Below are 4966 nucleotides of genomic sequence, written 5' to 3'. Positions count from 1 at the left end.
CCGTTGAACCCGGCGTGCAACAGGCGCCCGCCGTTGGGCTGGCTGTCAGCGACGCTGCAGCCAGCTGCCCGGATCCACCGGCTGGCCGTTGCGGCGCAGCTCGAAGTACAGCGCGGTCACGCCCTGCCCACCAGAGTTGCCCACCTTGGCCACCGGATCGCCCTTTTTCACCGTCGCACCCGCGTCGCGCAGCAGGGTGTCGTTGTGCGCGTACAGGCTCATGTAGCCATTGCCGTGGTCGACGATCAGGATCATGCCGTAGCCGGTCATCCAGTCGGAGAACACCACGGTGCCATCGGCCACAGCGGTGATGGTGCTGCCGGCCGCGGCACCGATCAGGACGCCGCTGCTGGTGCGACCGTCGGGCAGCTTGCCGCCATAGCGCGCCAGCAGGTTGCCCGACAACGGCCAGCCCAGCCCGCCCACCTTGGGCGGCGGCGCCGAGGCCACCGCCGGCGGGGTCTTGCCCGGTCGCGGCGGTGGCCGGGTGCCGTTGGCGGCAGCGGCCTTCTCCGCTTTCTCGGCGGCGGCCCTTTCGGCGGCTGCGCGGCGGGCCGCGGCCCGGCGCTCGGCCTCGGCACGGGCGGCGGCGGCACGCAGGTTGGCCAGCAGCGTTTCCAGCGCCTTGGCATCCTGGCCAAGCGCCTTTTCGCGCTCGCTGCGGTCCTTGTAGCGCTCTTCCAGGCTGGCCACCGTTGCCGCGCGGGTGCGGCGGTCGTCGGCCAGGGTGGCCACCTGCTGCTTCTGCTGCTGGCGGGTGCCTTCCAGCGCCTGCCGGCGTTCGACGATCTGTGCTTCCACGGCCTGGAGTTCGGCCAGGTCGTGGGTGAGCAGCTGGATGCGGCGGGCACGTTCGCGCTGCAGGTAGCGGTGATAGGCCAGGCTGCGGTTGGCGTCGGCCACGCGGTCCTGCGACAGCAGCAGTTTCAACGGCGCGTTGTTGCCGATGCGGTAGGCCGAGCGCAGCAGCGAGGCCAGCTCTTCGCGCTGCCTGGTCATGCCGGCCTGCAGCTCGCTGCGCTTGCGCTGCAGCTCCTCCATGGCGCGGGTTTCGCGCTGCAGGGCGGTTTCGGTCTGGGCCAGCACGCGCCCGGTGCGGGCCACTTTCTCATCGGCCTCGCGCAACTGACGCGACGCCTGGCCGCGCTGGCCTTCCAGCGTCCGGCGCTCCTGGGCCACGCCCTTCAACTCCGAGCGCAGCTTCTGCAGCTTGCGCTCGGCCTCTTTCGAACTCTGTGCCGACACCGGCCCCATCGCCAGGACCGCCAGCGCCAGCACCAGCCCGTGCGCCCACGCGCGCAGGACGACGGCCCCGCGGCGACCGGGCGTCGGTTTGTTATTCCGGCGTGAGGACAAAGCGTTGTGGCGCAAGGGCTTTCCAGTGACTTCAGGCAGATGCGGATTGTAGCGATGCATGGTGACATCCCAACAGGCGGCCTGCCAGCCGCACACCGGACATGAGGTCACCATGAAACATATTCCACTCGCGCTGCTGTTGGCCCTGGTGCTGCCGTGCGCACCCGCCTTCGCCAGCGAAGACATCAGCAAGGTCAACGGCAGCATCCGCGCGTCCGCCGGCCAGACCTACGGCGACCTGGAGACCGTCAATGGCGGTGTGACGGTCGAAGAGGGCGTGGTCACCCGCGAGATCGAAACCGTCAACGGCAGCATCCGGATCGACGACCGCGCCCGTACCACCGGCGTGTCCACCGTCAACGGCAACGTGCGGATCGGCCGCGACGTAGTCGCCGCCGGCAACGTGGAAACGGTGAACGGCAGCATCTTCGTCGACCGTGGCAGCGTGGTGGAAGGCAACATGGAAACGGTCAATGGCGGCATCGGGCTGGTGGAGACGCGCTTGAACGGCAACATCGAAACGGTCAACGGCGACATCACCGTCGGCGTCGGCTCGGAGGTCCAGGGCGGCATCCGAGTCAAGAAGCCCAACTTCAGCCTGTCCCTGACCGGCAGCCGCAAGCCGCGCGTGATCATCGGCCCCAACGCCAGTGTCAGTGGCAGCCTGCAGTTCGACCGTGACGTCACCCTGTACGTCCACCGCAGCGCGCACATCGGCCCGGTCAGCGGCGCCCAGCCGCAGACGTTCGATACCGACGCCGCGCCCCAGGATTGATACCCTCTTCCGGTGCCTGTCGGCACCGGCCCCTTGTACCCAGGAATCGATGATGCCCCGTAAACTTCTGTTGTGCCTTGCTGCCACCGCCGCGTTGACCGCGTGCAAGGGCGAAGCCACCGCACCTGTCGACACGGCCACCGCGCCGGCGCCGGTGGCCGCCACTGGCCACGCGTTCTCGCCCGACATCAACGCCACCGACTTCGGCGAGCTGGTCAAAACGCTTGCCTCCGACGAGTTCGAGGGTCGTGCCCCGGGCAGCAAGGGCGAGGAACTGACCGTCAACTACATCCGCGACCAGATGCAGCGCATCGGCCTGCAGCCGGGCAACGGCGACAGCTGGTTCCAGGACGTGGCCATGACCGAAACCAGTGCCGACGAATCGACGGTGCTGAAGCTGGACCAGGCGGGCAAGCAGCGCGACCTGAAGTTCGGCACCGACATGGTGATCGGCACCCGCAGCGGCCAGCCGGAAGTGAAGGTCGAGAACAGTGAGCTGGTGTTCGTCGGCTACGGCGTGGATGCGCCGGAGCAGAAGTGGAACGACTACGCCGGGCAGGACTGGAAGGGCAAGACGGTGGTGATGTTCGTCAACGACCCGGGCTTCCACGTCAACGATGCCAAGCTGTTCGACGGCAAGCGCATGACCTATTACGGGCGCTGGACCTACAAGTTCGAAGAAGCCGCCCGCAAGGGCGCCGCCGCGGCGTTGATCGTGCACGACACCGCCGGTGCCTCCTACGGCTGGGACGTGGTGAAGAATTCCTGGGCGGGCCCGCAGTACGACCTGCCGGCCAAGGATGACCCGGAAGCCCGCATTCCCGCGCAGGGCTGGTTGAGCGCCGAGGCTGCCCGCCAGCTGTTCGCCGATGCCGGGCTGGACCTGGACAAGGCTTACAAGGACGCCAGCAAGCGCGGCTTCAAGCCGGTGTCGCTGAAGGCCAAGGTGTCTTTCGATCTGAAGAGCACCATTGCCGAGAAGAAGTCGCGCAACGTGGTCGGCGTGCTGCCGGGCAGCAAGCGGGCCGACGAGGCGGTGCTGTACATGGCCCATTGGGACCACCTGGGCAAGCACGAGGGTGAGCAGGGCGACAACATCTACAACGGTGCGGTGGACAACGCCACCGGCGTGGCCGGCATCCTGGAAGTCGCCGATGCGATGGCACACCAGCAGCCGCCGCCGGAGCGTTCGGTGGTGTTCCTGGCGGTGACGCTGGAGGAGTCGGGCCTGCTGGGCTCCAAGTACTACGTGAGCCACCCGACCTTCCCGCTGGACAAGATTGCCGGGGTGATCAACATCGACGCGATGTCGGTGGCTGGCCGTGCCAAGGACCTCACGGTGACCGGCTTCGGCAGCTCGGAGCTGGAAGACATCCTCAAGCCGCTGGCCGCCAACCAGGGCCGTACCCTGCATGGCGAGACCTCGGTGCAGAGCGGCTTCTACTTCCGTTCGGACCACTTCAACTTCGCCAAGGCCGGTGTGCCGGCCCTGTATGCCGACGGCGGCGAAGACCTGCGCGACGGTGGCGTCGAGGCCGGCCGCAAGGCCGCCGAAGCCTACGGCCGCGACCGCTACCACGGGCCGAAGGATGAGTTCGATGTGGTCACCTGGAAGCTGGACGGCACGGTGGAAGACCTGCAGCTGCTGTACGGCGTAGGCAAGGAGCTCGCCGGCGGCGACCGCTGGCCGAACTGGTACGAGGGCAACCCGTTCAAGGCGGCCCGCGATGCGATGATGAAGCCGAAGGCTTCGGCTTCGGCTTCGGGACCGGCACCGGCGAGCAAGTAAGCCCGCATCAGTGCTTGAACCAGAAACGGCGCCCTACGGGGCGCCGTTTTTTTATGGGTAGATGTGGACAGTGGCGCGTGGAAACCGACCCTACGTCGGTTGGCACTGCGCGGTGGGTGCCGGTTCTGAAGCCATTGGCCAACGTGACCAGGCGTAGGGGTACTCGCCCACGCTGGCGGTCAGGCCTGCGCGGACGGGGTTCTCGATCAGATATCGGGCCTGCCCTTCCAGGGATTCGTCCGACCGTATGCAGTGATCGTAGAAGCCCCGCTGCCAGACGCTCCCTTGCGCACCGGTGAGCAGGTTGAAGGCACGCGACGCGCTGGACTTGAATGACTGCATGCAGCGGCTGATGTTGCCGTCCCGCAACTGCATCAGCCAGTGCACGTGGTCGGGCATCACCACCCAGGCGAGTGTTCGTGAGCGGGCCTCACGATCGGAGCAGCGAAGGGCTTCGACAACACATTCAACGCGGGCGGCGTCGACGAACAGCTTTTGTCGATCTGCGACGTTGGACGTGAGCATGTAATAGGCGCCTCGGACAGAGCGGCGACCGATGAGTAGGCGTGGGCTGGACATGCCCTCAGGGTCGCGCCGGCGGGGCCTGCCTGGTATCCGGTGTCGCATGCAGGCCCCGTCGGGAGGAGGCCGTCCGGCATGTCAGGGATATGGAACCCTGACATGAAAAAACCCCGCTGCGTGAGCAGCGGGGTTTTGGGTATAAACCCTGGCGATGACCTACTCTCGCATGGCTTGAGCCACACTACCATCGGCGCAGCTGCGTTTCACTTCCGAGTTCGGGATGGGATCGGGTGGTTCCACAGCGCTAATTTCACCAGGGAGACGGTTGGAGCAGCGCGTTGCGCCAGCTCGGCATGGGTCTCTTCCGAGAAACAGACACCGTCGAAAACCGGGTGCCTGCAAAAAAAGAAAAACCCCGCTGCGTGAGCAGCGGGGTTTTTGGGTATAAACCCTGGCGATGACCTACTCTCGCATGGCTTGAGCCACACTACCATCGGCGCAGCTGCGTTTCACTTCCGAGTTCG

General features: G+C 66.7%; 4 protein-coding genes and 1 rRNA gene. 2 read left to right on the top strand and 3 right to left on the bottom strand.

What is annotated here, in order from left to right; translation table 11 throughout:
- Positions 1-45: 45 nt before the first annotated feature.
- The gene (locus DBR34_RS06870; RefSeq protein ID WP_258223723.1) at positions 46-1254 is read right to left on the bottom strand and encodes a peptidoglycan DD-metalloendopeptidase family protein; all 1209 of its coding nucleotides are present in this window, start codon (positions 1252-1254) and stop codon (positions 46-48) included.
- Between the two features lie 214 nt (positions 1255-1468).
- Here DBR34_RS06870 and DBR34_RS06865 point away from each other — a divergent pair, with 214 nt between their 5' ends.
- Together DBR34_RS06865 and DBR34_RS06860 are read left to right on the top strand one after the other, a co-directional pair.
- Positions 1469-2131 carry a hypothetical protein gene (locus tag DBR34_RS06865; protein WP_128096237.1) on the top strand — a complete coding sequence of 221 codons (663 nt, stop codon included), beginning with the start codon at positions 1469-1471 and terminating at the stop codon, positions 2129-2131.
- Positions 2132-2183: 52 nt separating this feature from the next.
- Positions 2184-3920, top strand: a complete 1737-nt coding sequence (locus DBR34_RS06860) for a M28 family metallopeptidase (RefSeq protein WP_128096236.1) — start codon at positions 2184-2186, stop codon at positions 3918-3920.
- A gap of 90 nt (positions 3921-4010) precedes the next feature.
- On the opposite strand, the gene DBR34_RS06855 is transcribed toward DBR34_RS06860, so the two are convergent.
- Entirely contained in the window at positions 4011-4445 is a 435-nt protein-coding gene (locus DBR34_RS06855) for a transposase (RefSeq protein WP_258223722.1), read from the bottom strand.
- A gap of 200 nt (positions 4446-4645) precedes the next feature.
- Positions 4646-4760: ribosomal RNA gene (rrf, locus tag DBR34_RS06850) — 5S ribosomal RNA — on the bottom strand.
- Positions 4761-4966 lie beyond the last annotated feature (206 nt).

Origin of the sequence: Stenotrophomonas sp. HMWF003, from assembly GCF_003061285.1 — a bacterium.
Classification (GTDB): Bacteria; Pseudomonadota; Gammaproteobacteria; order Xanthomonadales; family Xanthomonadaceae; genus Stenotrophomonas; species Stenotrophomonas maltophilia_AP.
This window is presented reverse-complemented; position numbering and strand designations above follow the sequence as displayed.